The 16,668-nt window shown below is 39.8% G+C and carries 17 protein-coding genes; 5 read left to right on the forward strand and 12 right to left on the reverse strand.

The annotated features are described in order from the left end of the window. Position 1: 1 nt before the first annotated feature. A complete protein-coding gene (locus ASG01_RS11555) occupies positions 2-385 on the reverse strand; it encodes a DUF1634 domain-containing protein (protein WP_055863781.1) in 384 nt (127 codons plus the stop codon). Further along, the gene (locus tag ASG01_RS11560; protein WP_055863783.1) at positions 382-1,212 is read right to left on the reverse strand and encodes a sulfite exporter TauE/SafE family protein; all 831 of its coding nucleotides are present in this window, start codon (positions 1,210-1,212) and stop codon (positions 382-384) included. Before ASG01_RS11560 ends, ASG01_RS11555 begins: the two co-directional genes overlap by 4 nt. An 84-nt stretch (positions 1,213-1,296) precedes the next feature. Between ASG01_RS11560 and ASG01_RS11565 the strand changes: the two genes are divergently transcribed. Both ASG01_RS11565 and ASG01_RS11570 read left to right on the forward strand, forming a co-directional pair. Next, entirely contained in the window at positions 1,297-1,854 is a 558-nt protein-coding gene (locus tag ASG01_RS11565) for a DUF1543 domain-containing protein (RefSeq protein ID WP_055863785.1), read from the forward strand. Between the two features lie 10 nt (positions 1,855-1,864). Next, positions 1,865-2,974: a 5-(carboxyamino)imidazole ribonucleotide synthase gene (locus tag ASG01_RS11570; RefSeq protein ID WP_055864268.1), complete on the forward strand. Its 1,110-nt coding sequence runs from the start codon at positions 1,865-1,867 to the stop codon at positions 2,972-2,974. 43 nt (positions 2,975-3,017) lie between these two features. On the opposite strand, the gene ASG01_RS11575 is transcribed toward ASG01_RS11570, so the two are convergent. From ASG01_RS11575 to ASG01_RS11615, 9 genes are all read right to left on the reverse strand, one after another. Continuing rightward, positions 3,018-5,138, reverse strand: a complete 2,121-nt coding sequence (locus ASG01_RS11575; RefSeq protein ID WP_055863787.1) for a cation:proton antiporter — start codon at positions 5,136-5,138, stop codon at positions 3,018-3,020. 3 nt (positions 5,139-5,141) lie between these two features. Further along, positions 5,142-5,711 carry a hypothetical protein gene (locus ASG01_RS11580; protein WP_055863789.1) on the reverse strand — a complete coding sequence of 190 codons (570 nt, stop codon included), beginning with the start codon at positions 5,709-5,711 and terminating at the stop codon, positions 5,142-5,144. A 93-nt stretch (positions 5,712-5,804) separates the two neighbouring features. Then, complete coding sequence (locus ASG01_RS11585; protein WP_055863791.1) at positions 5,805-6,713, reverse strand: DMT family transporter; 909 nt, start codon at positions 6,711-6,713, stop codon at positions 5,805-5,807. Between the two features lie 7 nt (positions 6,714-6,720). Beyond that, positions 6,721-7,779 (reverse strand): diphosphomevalonate/mevalonate 3,5-bisphosphate decarboxylase family protein, encoded by a 1,059-nt coding sequence (locus tag ASG01_RS11590; RefSeq protein WP_055863793.1) that lies wholly within the window; start codon positions 7,777-7,779, stop codon positions 6,721-6,723. Between the two features lie 18 nt (positions 7,780-7,797). Next, a complete protein-coding gene (locus ASG01_RS11595; protein WP_055863795.1) occupies positions 7,798-9,561 on the reverse strand; it encodes an AMP-dependent synthetase/ligase in 1,764 nt (587 codons plus the stop codon). Then, on the reverse strand, positions 9,558-10,577 hold the full coding sequence (locus ASG01_RS11600; RefSeq protein WP_055863797.1) for an NAD-dependent epimerase/dehydratase family protein: 1,020 nt from the start codon (positions 10,575-10,577) through the stop codon (positions 9,558-9,560). The genes ASG01_RS11595 and ASG01_RS11600 overlap by 4 nt, the downstream gene beginning before the upstream one ends. A 136-nt stretch (positions 10,578-10,713) precedes the next feature. After that, the gene (locus ASG01_RS11605; RefSeq protein ID WP_055863799.1) at positions 10,714-11,499 is read right to left on the reverse strand and encodes an alpha/beta fold hydrolase; all 786 of its coding nucleotides are present in this window, start codon (positions 11,497-11,499) and stop codon (positions 10,714-10,716) included. Positions 11,500-11,544: 45 nt separating this feature from the next. Further along, entirely contained in the window at positions 11,545-12,264 is a 720-nt protein-coding gene (locus tag ASG01_RS11610; RefSeq protein ID WP_055863801.1) for a pyridoxine 5'-phosphate synthase, read from the reverse strand. A 33-nt stretch (positions 12,265-12,297) separates the two neighbouring features. Then, positions 12,298-13,563, reverse strand: a complete 1,266-nt coding sequence (locus ASG01_RS11615) for a mechanosensitive ion channel family protein (RefSeq protein ID WP_055863803.1) — start codon at positions 13,561-13,563, stop codon at positions 12,298-12,300. 172 nt (positions 13,564-13,735) lie between these two features. On the opposite strand from ASG01_RS11615, the gene ASG01_RS11620 reads away from it, so the two are divergent. The 3 genes from ASG01_RS11620 (at position 13,736) to ASG01_RS11630 (ending at position 15,950) form a co-directional block, all read left to right on the forward strand. Continuing rightward, positions 13,736-14,917 (forward strand): carboxypeptidase-like regulatory domain-containing protein, encoded by a 1,182-nt coding sequence (locus ASG01_RS11620; protein ID WP_055863805.1) that lies wholly within the window; start codon positions 13,736-13,738, stop codon positions 14,915-14,917. Positions 14,918-14,981: 64 nt separating this feature from the next. Further along, positions 14,982-15,473 (forward strand): DUF456 domain-containing protein, encoded by a 492-nt coding sequence (locus tag ASG01_RS11625; RefSeq protein WP_055864270.1) that lies wholly within the window; start codon positions 14,982-14,984, stop codon positions 15,471-15,473. A 3-nt stretch (positions 15,474-15,476) separates the two neighbouring features. Beyond that, the gene (locus ASG01_RS11630; RefSeq protein ID WP_131725367.1) at positions 15,477-15,950 is read left to right on the forward strand and encodes a hypothetical protein; all 474 of its coding nucleotides are present in this window, start codon (positions 15,477-15,479) and stop codon (positions 15,948-15,950) included. Positions 15,951-15,953: 3 nt separating this feature from the next. Here ASG01_RS11630 and ASG01_RS11635 read toward each other — a convergent pair whose 3' ends face one another. Beyond that, on the reverse strand, positions 15,954-16,595 hold the full coding sequence (locus ASG01_RS11635) for a uracil-DNA glycosylase (protein WP_055863808.1): 642 nt from the start codon (positions 16,593-16,595) through the stop codon (positions 15,954-15,956). Between the last annotated feature and the right edge of the window lie 73 nt (positions 16,596-16,668).

Below are 16,668 nucleotides of genomic sequence, written 5' to 3' on the forward strand. Positions count from 1 at the left end.
ATCAGTGCGCATAACCTGTGAAAAAACTCACAGCCATAATTGCAAGCACAATCGCTGATATCCCGACGTACAGATAATCTTTTTCTTTAAGATAACCGATCAGCGCAAAAATAATTCGCATGAGCGGCGTAAAAATCAGAATTAAAATACCCAGCTGGATGATCGCCATTCCGTCGAATTTCTGAATGGAATTCCAAAATTGCGTCCAGACTTTCTCAGATGAATTGCCCATTTCGAGCATGGTATATTTTTTTGGCATTTTAAAACCTTCCAGGAAAAGCTTTACAAAACCAATCAGCGAGATAATTACCGAGAAAATTACGCCGAGCCTGAGAAGATTTCCCACACTGCGGTTCAGGTCTATATCTGTGAAATCTTTTTTCATGAGAAATTATTTCTGATTCCGTTATACATCATATACACCGATAAAATCGTGATCACCACAGCAAAAAACGTTTTCAGTTTCTTGGTTTTGGAAACCATCAATGTTTTTGAGCCGATAAAACTTCCGACTACAACGCCTACCAAAACCGGCGCTACGATCACAGGAATAATTTCGCCCCGCTGAAAATATATCAATGAACTCGCCACTGCGGTCACGCCAATCATAAAATTACTCGTCGTCGTAGAAACTTTAAACGGAAGCTTCATCATATTATCCATCGCCAAAACCTTCAGTGCGCCGGAACCGATTCCTAAAAGTCCGGACATTGCACCTGCAAACATCATCATGAAAAATCCGGGAACGGTATTTCTTGCAGAATAATCTTTTAAAACACCTTTATCTGGAAACGTACCGTACATTTTGAGTTTATTCTCCAAAGAATTGGGAATCAGCTTTTCCTGATGATCAGGTTTTCCTTTAAGATTTAAAATAACGGTGAGAAGCAAAATGCTGGCAAAAATAATCCCTATCGTATTCGGGTTGAGCATTCCGCTGACCAAAGCTCCGGCAATCGCACCTGTCGTTGTTGCGATTTCCAGAAACATCCCGATTCTCATGTTGGTAAAACCTTCTTTAACAAAAGCTACGGCTGCACCGCTGGAAGTTCCTATTACTGAAATTAAAGAAGCACCGATGGCATAATGCATTGGCACACCGAAGCCCAGCGTAAGCAGTGGAATGATGATAACTCCGCCGCCCAAACCCGTAAGTGAACCTAAAAGACCTGCTGAGATTGCGCCAAGAAAGAGAATAATGATTTCTGACATGAGACAAAGATAAAACCTTTGCTCTTTTCGGACAAACTTTCGCTGTAGATATTTTTCGTGTATTTTTGCAGAAATATTGTGAGAATGAAGCTATTTTATGTAATACTCGGAGCCACACCGAAGGGAAGAAATATTGAGCAGCACGATGTGTTTTTCGGGATTGCAGAAAGACTTGCAGATCTGGTTCCGGCAATGAAAAGCTTCTGGATGGAGGCCGCAGGAAAAATTCACCTTGATGCCTATCAGGAAGTAAAATTCGTCGATGGTTTTGAAATTAAAATTGTAGAAAAGACGGATGCTGACCAGGAAAACCAACTCTACTTCATCAATCTTGGTGGATATAAAAGAGGATCTTTTGCTGAATTTCATGAGCAGCATTTAATGGTCGGAACATCGATGGGCGAGGTGGTAAAACGTGTTAAAAAAACAGAATTTTACCGAAATATGGGTTTCGAAAAAGCTACGAGCCACATTGATGATAAATACGGCGTAGACATCGACGATATTTTTAAGGTAAATGATATTTTGCCGGATGACATGAAGGCGCACTACTCGATCGTTCTGGAAAAATCTGACGCTGAACATCAGGAAAACATTCTGGATGTAGGATATTTTAAAATTGACAAACTGGAAAAAATTTAACACTGAATCAATGAAAATAGGAATTTTAGGTGGCGGACAGCTCGGAAGAATGCTTATACAGGAAGCACTGAAATATGATGATGAATTTTACACTTTGGATCCGGCTGCCGACGCACCTTGCAGCAACATCTCATATTTTACGCAGGGTAATTTTAATGATTTTGAAACGGTTTTGCACTTCGGACAAGATAAAGATGTGGTTACCATCGAAATCGAACATGTGAATGCTGATGCACTTGCCGAGCTGGAAAATCAGGGCGTAAAAGTAGTTCCGAATTCATCGATTATTAAAACCATTCAGCAAAAAATCCTTCAGAAAAAATTTTACGAAAAGCACCAGATTCCAAGTCCGGAATTTGAGGTTATGGATGGCAGTTCAGACGAAATAAAAATGCCGCTTCCCTTCGTTCAGAAGCTGAATACCGGCGGATACGACGGAAAAGGCGTTCAAGTAATCCGTACCAATGCAGACCTGAAAAATCTTTGGACACAGGATTCTGTTCTGGAAAAACTCGTCGATATCGACAAAGAACTTTCGGTGATCGTTGCGCGTAACGAAAAAGGCGAAACCAGAACTTTCCCTGTGACAGAAATGGTTGCCGACCCAAAACTGAATTTGCTGGATTTTAATATTTGTCCCGTTGATCTGAATGAAAATATTGAAGCGCAGATTGATTCAATTACAGATAAATTTCTTGCTGCCGTAAACTCTCCCGGACTGTTCGCGATTGAATTATTTTTAGATAAAGACGGAAAAGTCTGGGTGAATGAAACGGCGCCACGGCTTCACAATTCCGGGCACCAAAGCCAGGAAGGCAACGCAAACTCACAGTTTGAGCAAATGTACCGCGTGGTAAAAAACCTTCCGTTGGCGGATACTGACGCCATTATTTACAGCGGAATGCTGAATCTTGTGGGCGCTGAAGGCTATTCGGGAAAAGTAATTTATGAAGGTATGGAAGACGTTTTGAAACTTCCGGAAACCTACATTCATCTCTATGGAAAAACAGAAACCAAACCCGGCCGGAAAATGGGACACATCAATGTTCTAGCCGATTCGCAGGAAGAACTGATGGAAAAACTGATTGAAGTGAAAGCGATGGTAAGAGTGATTGCTTAAAACTTCGAAATACATTGAAAAAGACTGCTTTTGAGCAGTCTTTTTACTTAAATATACTTTTGATTACATTTCCGATCTCGGTAAAATCATCATGATTGCCGACAGATCGACGCTCGGCATTGTTTGCGGGAAATTCTGAGTATGGGAAAATCAACAGATAGTTTTTATCCGACAGTTTTTCGTTGAGTAAATCCGGAATCAGTCGCATTTCAGTTACATAAGACCGCATACCACGTTTCGCCATAAAAAGAATCAGTGCTTCATTATCTTTCAGTCTGGCTGAAATCTGCTCGCCTTCTTCCCATGATTTTATCGCTGAAAATTCGGCTTCGATATTGACTTTTACTATGATTTTCTTTAAGATATCCAACGTTTTTTCAAAAGCATAAAACGAAATCGTCGCACCGGAATTTCTTGCAATATTCCAGACACGCAGAAGCGAATGGAAAAACCCTGCTTCATTTTCTGCAAAACGTGGAATAATTACGGCATATTTTTTCACCGTAGAAAGCGGTTGCGCTGCGTGATAGACAAGAACATTCACATTCTTACTGATCAGATAACCGTTGTACAGATTGTAAACGAAAGAAGGCGAAAAACCTTTCCCCGGACCAATTCCTATAAGAAGATCGGTGATTTTCTGTTCTTTAATAACGTTATTTACACCGTTTATGACATCATTGTCGTACCGTTTTAAACTGTTGATCTGGAGATCAGAAGCGGCGGCAATTTCGGTGGCATGAAGAAGAATTTTTTCGGCGTTTTTTACTGAAGATTCATTTTTATCTTCATTAATGATGTTCAGTGCAAAAAGATGATCTTTATTGTCGTGCGCTTTGATTAAAATCCCGAGATTCACCATTTTATCAACGGTTTCTTCATAATTTAAAGCCAGCAGAATATTTTCACGCTCGTGATTATTCCCGGAAACCGTGTCTTCGTGATCAGCTTCCGCAATTTTCTGCGCACTTGCCATAGAAACAAACGACGAAACCGTACAGGAAACCAAAATCAGCAGAATACTTCCGTTCAGCACGTGCTCGTTTAGCAAACGCACCGGTTCACCGGTTTCGCTTTCAGATAAAATAATATTGTAACCTACTAGAACGGCCGCCAAAGTTGCTGCTGCAGAAGCCGAACTTAAACCAAAAATTAATTTTCCTTCTTCTTTTTTAAGTTTAAATGTTTTCTGAGTTAAAACAGCAGAAATATATTTTCCGACAATCGAGGCAACAAGCATTACAGCGGCAACTTCGATGGTTTCCCAGCTTTTAAAAAAGACTTTAAAATCGATCAGCATTCCTACACTGATCAGGAAAAACGGAATAAAAATCGCGTTTCCGACAAATTCGACACGGTTCATCAGAGAAGATGTGTGCGGAATGAGTCTGTTTAAAGCCAATCCGGCAAAAAATGCTCCGATAATTGCTTCGACACCGGCCAGTTCGGCAAGCAAAGCAGCGAGATAAATCATTACCAAAACGAAGATATACTGCGAGATTTTATCATCAATATTTTTGAAAAACCAACGCCCGATCATCGGAAAAATAATCAAAACGATTAAACCAAAAACGAGAAAAGAAACCGAAAGTTTAACCCAGAAAACCGTTCCCACATCGCCCTGCGACATTCCGACAATCACGGCGAGAACCAATAATGCCAGGATATCGGTAATCATCGTTCCGCCAACTGTAATATTTACTGCCAGATTTTTTGCAACGCCCAGTTTGCTCACTAACGGATACGCAATCAGTGTATGCGACGAAAATAAACTGGCGAAAAGTATCGATGTCAGTATAGAAAAATCAAGAATATAATATGCGCCGGCAAGACCTAAAACGAAGGGCACGATGAATGTGTAAAGACCAAATGTCAGACTTTTCCATTTGTTCCTTTTGAAATCGCCCATATCGATTTCCAAACCGGCGAGAAACATGATATAAAGCAAACCTGTGGTTCCGGTCACTACAATGCTGCTGTCGCGCGAAAGAACATTAAAACCATTTGGGCCGATAATCGCTCCGGCAATAATTAATCCCAGCAGGTGCGGAACTTTTATTTTATTAAGAAGCAAAGGTGCGGCAAGAATGATAATCAGGACCAAGAGAAACTTCAGCACCGGATCTTCGATGGGAAGCGATAGGTTGTGTATACTTAAAAGCATGATTTAGTTTTTTGGTCGGGTAAGTTCTACAGAAAATTTCGCAGTGCAGTTATTGTCTACAGTGATTGTTCGCACACCACGTATTTTCTTATCGCCAAACTCATTAAGCAAAACATTCATTTCCACTTTTTTCTTTGATGTAGAATCGCTGCGATAGGTAAGATTAACATCGCCGTTGCTCATTTTTGCATTATATACGCGCACCAGATTGTTATTGTTGATGATTTTGCTGACCAACTGAGTGGAATCGCTGCTGAACTGCCAAACGTCGGTCCGCTGGTCGCCGATTACATAATCGCTGCAGTTTGATTCTGTGCAGACAACCTTCCCGTTCCAGTCTCCGACAATATCTGCGGGCCATTGCTGAACGACAATCTGAGAATCTTTTTTTGCAAAAATACTGTCGCGCATTCTCAGAAGATTTTTATAATCGAGCTCCTTTTTAGCAAAAATTTTTTCTTTTTCTAGAAGTTCCTGCTCACGTTTGGCCAGCATCTCAGATTTTTCTTTGTCGTCGCAGCCGATTAGAATTAAAGAAAATAGCAGTAAAAGGGAAGGAAATTTTTTGAGCATAAGAAAGATTTTGCCTTACATTGAAGCAAAAATCATGTCAGACGTGACTTTCTATAAAAGAGCGTGAGGTTTAGAACTGGAAATAAAAAGAAATTACTGCGATAATTTTTTCCTTTTAAAGAATTCCGGCTTGTAATTAATCGTGAAAACTCCTGCAATGATGAGCACGGCCGCTATGATGAACTGAGAAGAAATATGTTCGCCTAAAATCAGCCAGCTCAAAAAGATAGAGATGATCGTATTGATGTAAGAAAGTATAGAAACCTGCACTGGAGAAATTTTCGTTAAGGCGTAATGAAACGCAAAAAACGCAGCAACAGAACCCAAAACCGCAAGGTAAACCACAGCAGAAAAACTTTTTATACTCCAGCTTTCAAAGTTGTAGTTTTTAACCGTTGTGAAGGCAAAAATGAGCTGTAATACACCGGCAAAGGCAAACTGGTAAAAAAGATTAAGGACTATATTTCCTTTAGCAAGACTTACTTTCTTGGTGAAAATAGTTCCGGAAGCCCAGCCGAAAACAGCAAACACAAGGCAGATAATTCCTAAAAAATATTCCGGATTTTTTAAATCGAGCAAACCGTCGCCAAAGATGAAAAGAATTCCGGCAAAGCATAAAATCAATCCAAAAAAAGCGCGTGCCGTAAACTTTTCAATTCCAAAAGCAAGACTTCCGAGAAAAACCAGAATGGGCGAACAGGCGCTGATCAAAGAAGTCAGACTGCTTGTTACGTTCTCTTCTGCAACGGTCGTCAGACCATTGGCAACAATCAGCATTAATGAAGAAAGAATGATCTGATATTTGAAATTTTTCCAGCCGATCCACTTCAATTCTTTTTTTGACAATAAAATAACCAGCATAAGAATGGCTGCCAAAAACTGCCGGATTCCCGCTACAAACCAGGCTGGTATTGTCTCTACCGCTACACGAATCATCAGGAAAGTAGTTCCCCAAACAACCGCAACCGTGAAGACTGCAAAAGGAAGTTTATAATCTTTCATCAGAATTTCAGAAAGACATCTGATCTTTTACGACGCCGTTTTCCTGTGTGTGAAGCATTAATTCTGATTCAATAAATGATTTAATCTGATCTTCGGTGCCGTTATTCGGGAAAAGTAAATGAACGTTTGCTCCTGCATCAAGCGTGAAAAACAGCGGCAAAGCAGTTTCTCTCCGGAAATCCCAGATCTTATTAATGACTTCCAAAGTTCCGGTTTTCATCAGAATAAAAGCAGGATCACTCATCATCATCATCGCGTGAAGTGTGAGTGCTTCATGCTCCGTAAGTTTTATAAAAGCTTCAAGATCACCGCTTTCAAGAATATCCTTTAGCGGAAGAAAATTCTCACGGGCTTCCAGAAACCGCCGTTCCGCGTAAGGATTCGATTTCATCAAACCATGGCCAACTGTTGAAGAAACACTTTTTACGCCTTCATGAATAAGCAAAACCCAATCATTAAAATTTTTGAAGACAGGCGCAATTTTACTATTCGGATACGGTACTGCAAAAAGATCCGAACTCCCAGCGACTGTTTCAGTTTCTCCCCAAACGACCAGTCCATTATAGAGACTTCTGCACGCGCTTCCGCTTCCCAATCGCGCCAGGAAAGAAGCTTTCTGTGTAGATTTTTCTTCGTTTAATTCGATTCCGAAAGACTGATCGAGCAACATCAGACATTTGGCAACCGCGCCAAAACCTGAAGCCGAACTCGCAATTCCGGAACTGTGCGGAAACGTATTTTCTGTTCGTATTACATATTTACCTTTTAAAATCCATGGTAAATACTGCTCTATATTTCTGAAATATTTTTCGATTTTCTCTGCAAACTGATTCTCTTCTTTCCCAGCCAAAAAAGTCTGAACCGAGAAAGTTTCACCTGCAAAAAATTCCATGGAAGTTTCTGTACGGCAGTTTTTTAACGTATAACTTATGCTCGGATTTGCCGGCATCTGCTCATCATATTTCCCCCAATATTTAATCAGTGCAATATTTGACGGGCAGGTTGCTGAAACAGTTTCTGACCTGATTTTAAAATCGCTGTTTCCAATAAAATCTTCTTTTTTCATTGTGTATTTTTTGAACCTTTACTGATACATTTTCTCAATGAGACCGGCGTAATTTTTCAGTACGGTATTTCTTTTAATTTTTAGAGTCGGTGTGATTTCTCCGCTTTTGATTTCAAATTCTGCAGGCATCAGCGTAAATTTTTTCACCTTTTCGTAGTCTGACAAATCTTTCTGAAGGTCTTTCAAAATCTCTTTATAAAAGTCCACAACCTGTTTATCATGCACGGTTTTTTCCCAGTCAGAATTAGGGATATTATTTTTTTTCGCAAACTCTTTAAGAAAGTCGAAATTCGGGACAATCAGTGCAGAAACGTACTGTTTTCCGTCGGCAATCAAGACAATCTGCGAAATATAACTGTTGTTGGTCAGAAGATTTTCGATCTGCTGCGGCGCAATATATTTGCCGTTTGAGGTTTTCATTAAATCTTTTATACGGTCGGTAATGTAAAGATTTCCTGCCTCATCAAATTTTCCGGCGTCACCGGTTCTGAACCAGCCGTCTTCGGTAAAAACCTGTGCTGTTTCTTCCTGTTTTTTATAATAATCCTGCATGATGCCGTTTCCTTTGGCTAAAATTTCGTCATTTCCGCCGATTTTTATTTCAACACCGGGAAGCGGTTTTCCACAGCTTCCATGAACAAAATGTTTGAAAGGAAAAGCTGTGAGCGTCGCTGTCGTTTCCGTTAAACCGTAGCCAACCGTGATATGAATTCCTGCTGCTTCAAAAAACTGTGTCACTTCAGCTGAAACCGATGCGCCACCACAAGGCAAAAACCAAAGTTTACCGCCCAATCTTTCTTTTATTTTACTGAAAACCAGCGAATCTGCCACCGAATTTTTTATTTTTAAACCTAAAGGAATCGATTGGTCAGTTCTTTTTAGTTCTGCAACGTCATTTCCGACGCTAAAAGCCCAGTCGAAAATTTTCTTTTTGAACGCCGAACTTTCTTCTGCTTTATCCAGAACTCCGGCGTACACTTTCTGCAAAAACCGCGGAACCGTGCACATCATGGTAGGTTTTACCTCAGTCAGCGCGTGAGCGATATCTTTGGTATTTTCAAGGAAATAAACACGTGCACCGCCATAAAGACAAAGCAAAGTCCAGCAGCGTTCGAAAACATGAGTTAAAGGCAAAAATGCCAATGAAAGTTCATTTTCAAAATCTTTAAACTTAAAAAATTCGAAATGTGCGAGATATGCTTTCTCAAAATTCCCGTGATTGAGCATGATGCCTTTCGGCGTTCCGGTTGTGCCCGATGTATAGATAATCGTTGCCAGATCCTCCTGATTTTTCGGTTTAATAATTTGTGTAGAGGAAGCTCTAGCAATAAAATCCTCCAGATAAAAAGTGCTTTCTTTCTTTATCCAGACTGCTTTTTTAGAAACAATAATCGACTGCAAAGTTTCATTATTTCTCAGAAAATCCAGGCAAATATCGTATTGTACCTGATTTCCTACCATCACCATTTTCGCTTCCGAATCTTTCAAAACATAGGCAGTCTGTTCAGCATTACTTGTTGCATAAATCGGCACCGTGATCGCGCCAATCGACATCGCCGCAAGATCAAAAATGAGCCATTCAGCAGAATTGTCTGCATAAATTGCCACGCGGTCGTCTTCCAAGATACCGTTTTCAAGCATGGCATTTGAAGTTTTTGCGACAAGTTCAGCCAGCTTTTTCCAGCTGAGTTCCTTCCAGATTTCTTTTTTCTTATATCCTACGGCAGATTTGTACGGATGTTTTTCCAGATTTCGTGTAATGATGGCCTCGGCAATATTCATGTGCGGTCTTTCACGTTTTTGTCGTTGATATAATTTTTCAGATGAAAATCTATGCTTTCAGAAACCGGAATAAATTCATAATTCAGCGTTTCTTTTATCTTTTTATTTGAGATTCTTGTTTCTGCCAAAACAGCTTCAATGTTTGATTTGCTCGCCATTCTCAGCGGCGGAATCAGCCATCCAAAGAACACATTCAGCCATGTTATGGCCTGCAGAATCCATTCAGGTAAGATTTTCGGTTCACTGAGATTTAATTCAGAACGAACCTGCTTTGCCAAATCGCGGTATTTTTTAGTTTCGGATATCAAAATAAACCGTTCCCCGAAAACTTCTTTTTCCATTAAATCCACGGAAATTCTTGCCACATCACGAACATCAACATAGCTCGTGCCGCCGGAAAAAGTAAACGCTGTTTTTTCAAACGTCGGAAAAATTTCTCCTGAGCTTTTACCCCAGTTTCCACTTCCGATGATCATTCCAGGATTTATTATAATTACAGGCAAACCTTCGGCAGAGGCACGCCAAACCTCCATCTCAGAAAGATGTTTGGAAAGCGCATATTCAGAATGGTCATCTTTTGGATTAAAATCTGACGATTCATCGAGTTCGCCATCTTCATTGAGCAAATCGAGCACGGCAATCGAACTTACCTGAAGAAACTTCTTTACTTCAGAATCTTCGCAGGCGTATAATAAATTCTCGGTTCCTTTTACGTTTGTTCTGTAAATTTCCTTCGAATCTTTCGGGTTGAAACCTACTTTTGCAGCGCAGTGATACACTTCTGAAACTCCTTTTAAAGCATTTTGAAGCGATTCTATATCTTCAAAATCAACATCAACCCATTCTATTTTCTGAAAAAATTTATCAGGATTGTCAGTGTAAAACTGATACGAATGTTTAACGTCTTTCAGATCACTTCCATCCCGTTTTGCGGCACGCACAGCCTTCCCTCTTTTCAAAAGTTCGAGAACGACAACTCTGCCCAAAATTCCGGTAGCACCTGTTACTAATATCATTTTTGAAATATTATGTGATCTCTGAAGAAGCGGAGTTCACTTTTTCGAGCTAAATTTTACCTTCGCAAAGGTGCGATTTTTATGCCGTAAAGAAAAAGCATTATGACTATAATATGTAAAAGCGATCAGTTTTAAATCATCCGTTTTTCAGATCTAAAAACTCTCTCACCGCAATGCTGAAATCAACCGGATTATCTGCCTGAACCCAATGTGCAGCATTTTTTATTTTTACAAATTGCGCTTTCGGAAACTGCTGTTTGATCGCAAACTCGTCCTGCGGCAAAATATAATTTGACTTCGCTCCTGAAATAAAGAGTGTTTCGCCTTCAAAAGTTCCGAATCTAATGGCGTTCGAGACAAATTCACTGTATTTTTCAGAAAGCGTTTTCAGGTTAAACCTCCAGGCGAGTTTTTTATCATCGGTCCAGTACAGATTTTTCGTTAAAAACTGGATCGTAGAACGCTCCGGAATGTACTGTTCCAAAACAGTTTCTACTTCACTTCGGGATTTCACCTGATCAAAATTGACCGTTTCCAGCGCTTTGATAATTCCCTGGTGATGCGGCGGATAGGCTTTTGGTGCAATATCCACAACGATTAATTTTTCGACCAGCTCAGGAAAATTTAATGCGAACTGCATCACTGCTTTTCCGCCCAGCGAATGACCGAGAACATGCGCTTTCGCTATAGAATTTTGCTGCATGTAGTTTTTAATATCTTCTGCAAGATCATCGTGTGACATGTTTTCATCGTGGAAACTTCGTCCGTGATTTCGCAGATCGATCAGATGCACCGGAAGAAATTCGCTGAGTTCTTTCCCGAAGCTTCCCCAGTTATCGAGCATGCCAAAAAGACCGTGAAAAACAAGCAAAGGCGTTCCCGAAAGGTTTTCGCCAAATATTTTTGAGTGTAAAACTTCCATATTTAATTTTAAAAAATTATCAGAAAAAGCATTCCGAGAATCTGATTACCATTTGGCAAGTCTTTTCAGATACGCCTGCACCGTATTTTCCATTCCCATATACAGCGACTCAGAGATTAGCGCGTGACCGATGGAAACTTCGAGAAGATTCGGAATGTGATCTGCAAAGTATTTTAAATTTTCAAGACTGAGATCGTGCCCGGCATTTACGCCAAGATTAAACTCACCTGCTTTTGCAGCAGTTTCTGCATATTTTTGTATTGCAGATTCTCTATCGTGACGGTAATTTTTCGCATAATCTTCTGTGTAGAGTTCGATTCTGTCGGCACCGGTTTTTGCTGCATATTCCACAAGACCGGTTTCAGGATCTAGAAAAACGGATGTACGGATTCCGGCATTTTTAAATTCAGAAATAATCTCGCTAAGAAAAGCCTGATGCTTTTTTGTGTCCCAGCCTGCGTTTGAAGTAATCGCATCGTCTGCATCAGGAACCAAAGTCACCTGCTCAGGCTTCACTTTTAAAACCATATCGATAAAATCGCGGTGCGGATTTCCTTCAATATTAAATTCCGTCGTCACCACAGGTTTCAGATCAAATACATCTTTTCGTGTGATGTGCCGCTCGTCTGGCCGCGGATGAATTGTGATTCCGTGTGCACCAAACTCCTGAATTTTTACCGCAGCTTCCACCACACTTGGCAATTCTCCTCCGCGCGCATTGCGGAGCGTCGCTATTTTATTGATATTTACACTCAGTTTTACCATGTCATTTTTTGTTTAAAATAAATACAGCAAGCGCTAAATCTTAATACTGATCTGCGTTACCTGAAGATCAAATTCTTTTGAAGCAACCAGAAGGTGATCAAAAATATCGGCCTGAATCTGCTCAAAACGTTCCCATTTCGAATCGTTGGCAAAACAGTAAATCTCTAGCGGCAAACCTTGCGGCGTAATCTCTAGCTGGCGCACCATGATCGGATTTTCCTGCTGTACATCAGGATCATTTTCAAGATATTTTTGCGCATAATGACGGAAAACACCAATATTCGTCAGTTGTCGCCCGTTGATTATTTTGTCGCCGTGAGCAATTTTACCTTTTTCCAAATTAATTTCGGATGTTTTTTCTTCAAGATAAGAAGAGATTAAATTGATTTCTTTTAAGCGTGCAATATCTTCTTCATTCAAAAATTTAAACGAATTGATATTGAAGAAAATCGATTTCTTCACACGTCGCGTATTCGACTCAGACATTACCTGAAGGTTTTTAATTTCGGTCGTCAAAAGATCATACGTCGGAATTGAAGAAATGGTTTTGTCGAAATTCATCACTTTCGTCGTCAGAAGGCTGATGTCTAAAATATTTCCTTCGATACTATATTTCGGGATGCCGATCCAGTCACCCACTTTTAAACTTCGCGAAGTGGCCACATGAATTCCGGTAATAAAACCTAAAATGGTATCGCGGAAAACGAGAACCAAAACCGCAGTAATCGCTCCCAGACTTCCGACAATCGTAGTCCCTTTAATACCAAAAATCACACAGATTCCTACAATTGAAAAGATGAAAATTCCCAGGATTTTTACCGTTTCAGAAACAGCATTGATGGCCATTACTTTATAGAAATCCTGTTTTATTGCGAAATAATTCCTGAATGCCGCCAATGCGCGGTACAGCATTCCTGCAATAATCAGCACAAGACCAAGATCGGCAGATCTCTCAACAAAAGTGCTTGTTTTTTTCAGCGCTCCTACAAAAATAGAAGGATGAATTCCGGCTACAATCGCCAAAGCGATTAGATGTGCAAAAGAATTGGTAATTCTCGACTGATAAACCGAACGGATAACTGGGTATTTTTCTTCGTTTCTGTAAAATTTAAAAACAGAATTAATGATGATTTTAAGAAGAATATCAACGATAAAAAATACCGCCAAAAGTATAGCAAGCTTTACAATCATCAGGAAAAACCAGTCAAAACCCGCCGGTGAAAACCTCGAAATATACTGCGCCAGCTCTGCGCTGTAATCCTGTATAAAATCTTTTGTGCCTAATAAATCGTCTTTCATCACAACAAATTTACAAAATATAAAAATTTGAGCGAAGCTGGATTTGAGATTAATCAATATTCAACGATTTAAATTAATTACCACATAAATGTAAATTAATTACTGTTTTTTATCTTGATATGATAATTATTTTTTAAATTTGATACAGAATACACATTTAAAAATTTTAATTATGAAAAAAAGCTACTTATTTATTTTAATGTCCCTTTCTACGCTGCTCATCAATTGCGGCGGTGAAGACATGGCAAACATTCCGCAGCAAACAGGTACACAGGCCGTGCAGAAAGGAAAAGTTTCCGGTAAAATTATGTCGCAAAACGGCAGCAAAGCGATTGGCGGCGCGTCTGTCTTTACGTTCGACGAAAAGTACAAGATTTATCACACCGTTTCAGATGCAGACGGTAATTTTAATCTTGAAGCTCCGGCAGGAAACCGTACGATCTATATCCAGACCGGTAACGGAAGCAATTTCCGCACGCAGATTACGGCAGATATTAAAGCGAATGACATTACCCAGCTAAATTTAACACAGACAAAGCTGACGCAGGTGGCGAAAATCGGCTACATTAAAGGAAGCTATGATAAGATCGAAGACATCATCACCACACTTGGCTACACAGCGACAGAACTCACGCATGCCGATCTTGCTAATATGAATACGCTGGCGCAGTATGATATTGTTTTCCTGAATTGCGGCTCCAGAAAATATTCTCAAAACAGCCTTACAATGCCTGTTGTCGAAAATAATCTGGCCATTTTTGTAGCAAATGGAGGCAGCGTTTACGCTTCAGACTGGGATGTTTCTTATCTATTGGGTGGCGGCGAAAATACCAATAACTGTAATCTTGCCGGAGGTTTTGTTCCTGATTCTAAACTTTGCTCAAAAAACCTTGGTAACAGTGGAAATTTACCAGCAACCGTGAACAGTACCGCACTATCATCTGCATTAGGTTTCAGCACGTTGAATATTGATTATGATTTGGGCTCGTGGCAAAAAATAAATACCTACGATCCTGCTTATTGGGAAGTTTTGGTTAAATCTACAGCTACTAATGAAGCATTGATGTTGAGAACCAATAACTTTACCGCAACAGGACTTCCAAATTTACCGATCGGAAATGCATCAAATCTTACGTTTGTACCGGTCTGTATCACGCTTCCGAATAATATTCAGATCACCGTTTCTGTTCCTCAGGCAACTGTACCGTTTTTGGTAGCACTTGGCGCAACTGTTGGCGCATGTTCCGGTAACGCCGGCAGCGGAAGTATCTATTATACAACCTTTCACAATCATGCTTCCGGAAATATCGGAAACGCAGGTATAATCCTTCAATATGTGATTTTGAATCTTTAAATATTCGGCTTAAAAATTGATTATCGAAGAGTGGCGCATGCGTCGCTCTTTTTATCTTAAAACTATGGATTATACCTTAATTTATCTGCTCTGCATCGTGCTTTTGGTTCTTGGAATTCTCGGAACATTTTTACCTGTTTTGCCTGGATTAATTTTAAGTCTTGCAGGCCTACTCATTTATAAATACGGAACTGATGCAGATCTTTCAATGATTTATGTTTGGGCATTTATCGCGCTTACCATTTTATCAATGATTTTAAATTATGTCATACCGGCAAAAACAAACCGGAAATATGGCGGAACACGCTGGGGAAGCATCGGATCAGTGATCGGAACTATAATCGGTGTATTTTTACCGATTCCTTTAGGATTTTTAGTCGGGATGTTTGCCGGCGTTTTTATTGGTGAACTGTTGCACGACAGCAAAGACATTAATAAAGCTTTAAAATCTACAAAGGGCGCGTTCATTGGTTTTCTCTACGGAACCGGATTTAATCTTGTCGTAGGAATAGCGATGTTTGTGGTGGTAATTCTTAATATGTGGGGAACAATTTAAAAAATGATGATATACAAAACTTTTCTGTCTGCCGTTTTAATGGCAAGTTTAACGAACTGTAATGCCAATAAAAACATGAGCGCAGACTCAGACAAAGCAAAGGTGGAAACTTCTGCACCAAGCAACAATCAGAAGAACACCGTTTATCTGAACGAAGGTGAAAATAAATTCCTGAGTGAATATCAGATGAATGTTACTTTTAAAAGCATTTCAGAAGACAGCCGTTGTCCGGAAGGTGTTCAATGCGTTTGGGCGGGAATTGCCGTGGCAAATGTAGAACTGATGAGCACAACAAGCCGTCCGATGACCGTTCAGATTGCAACCAGCGATCTGAAAAGTAAAAATCTGTCAAAAAAGGTCATGTTTAACGGATACGAAATCAGTCTTGTGCAGGTAAGCCCAAATTCGACGGAAACAAAAACGGCAGCGACTTTAAAGGGCAAATACAAGATCGGTTTGACCTTTAAAAAAGTGTAATAATTACCATTTAATTGCCTCTAAACCTTTTGAAAGAAGATATTCATTGATTTTTGAAAAAGGTTTACTGCCAAAAAATCCTTTATGAACAGAAAAGGGCGACGGATGAGGCGATTTCAAAATAAAATGTTTAGCCTGATTTATCAGTTCGGCTTTTTTTTGTGCAAATGCACCCCATAGAACAAAAACTACATTCTCTTTTTTGTCTGATATTTCTTTAATGATGTAGTTGGTAAACATTTCCCAGCCGATATCTTTATGAGAATTCGGCGTATGAGCGCGTACCGTAAGTGTCGCATTGAGTAATAAAATACCCTGTTTCCCCCAGTCGTCAAGCTCTTTTGAACTTCGCTCTATACCAAGATCACTTTTCAGTTCAATAAAAATATTTTTAAGAGAAGGTGGTGCGGAAACTGAATCTGAAACAGAAAAAGAAAGTCCGTTTGCCTGATAGTCATTATGATAAGGATCTTGCCCGATGATCACCACTTTCACCTCATCAAAAGGAGTAATTTCCAGAGCACGGAAAATCTGCTTTTTCGGAGGGAAAATTTTCGTGGTGGCGTATTCCTGTTTTACTTTTTCCCAAAGATTGGTAAAATAAGGTGTGTTTTTTATCGGAGCAAGAATTTCTGTCCAAGTCATTGGTGAGATTTAATATTAAAAATTCAATAATGAAGCCATGATGCGACTTCAAAGAAATACCGGCGGCAAATTT

The sequence above is a fragment of the Chryseobacterium sp. Leaf180 genome (assembly GCF_001424585.1).
In the GTDB taxonomy this organism is placed as follows: domain Bacteria; phylum Bacteroidota; class Bacteroidia; order Flavobacteriales; family Weeksellaceae; genus Chryseobacterium.